Here is an 808-nt window from a genome sequence, read left to right as displayed (position 1 = left end):
GGCTTTGTTGCACAAAGATTTGAAATGCAAAGCGCCCCTAATTGAGCCAAATTTAAGGCGTAACTTGGGTAAGTGGTCGACCTAATTCCGTAAATCGGTTGAGGACTGCTACACGTGCATGAATTTCATTCACCTGACTAGGAAAGCTTCTTGCCATTAATTTATCGCCTAATAATTTGATGCAATGCATCTTGGTTTCCACCAAACTGCGGCGATGATAGCCTGACCATTTTTTCCATAATGTCCTGCCTAAACGTTTAACTGTTCGAAGTAATTCATTTCGCTCTAGCGAGCTACTCTTTGTATCTTTCCATGGTTTCGCATTTTTTCTAGGTGGAATCACCGCATGTGCTTGCCGATCTGCAATGACCTGACGGCATTGCTTGGTGTCATAAGCTCCATCGGTATAAACAGAGTCAATCTGCTCATCTTGTGGAATCTGATCGAGTAAATCACCAAGCACCTGTGAATCACTGACATTATTGGTTGTGAGCTGAATAGCGCGTATTTGTAGGGTTTTGGCATCTATACCAATATGTAGTTTACGCCATTGGCGACGATATTCAGCTCCATGTTTCTTGCGTTTCCATTCGCCCTCACCTAGAAACTTCATGCCTGTAGAGTCTACGAGTAGATGCAGCCCATCGCTACTTTTTTGGTAGCTGATTGCAATATCAATATGCTTTTGTCTTCTACAAAGCGTACTGTAATCTGGTGCGGTCCAATTTAATCCGCAAAGTTTAATCAGACTTTGCACAAAGCCAGTGACCATACGTAAAGATAGACGGAATAAGGATTTAATCATTAA

General features: G+C 42.1%; 1 protein-coding gene. It reads right to left on the bottom strand.

Translation table 11 applies throughout. From position 1 onward, the window contains the following. Window positions 1–52: 52 nt before the first annotated feature. The coding region (locus tag NO346_RS14645) for an IS5-like element IS17 family transposase (RefSeq protein ID WP_256415602.1) at window positions 53–808 on the bottom strand (756 nt) is incomplete at its 5' end.

Source organism: Acinetobacter sp. 5862 (genome assembly GCF_024494585.1).
Taxonomy (GTDB): Bacteria; Pseudomonadota; Gammaproteobacteria; order Pseudomonadales; family Moraxellaceae; genus Acinetobacter.
The sequence above is the reverse complement of the archived record's forward strand: the minus strand, read 5'-3'. Positions and strand labels throughout refer to the sequence as shown.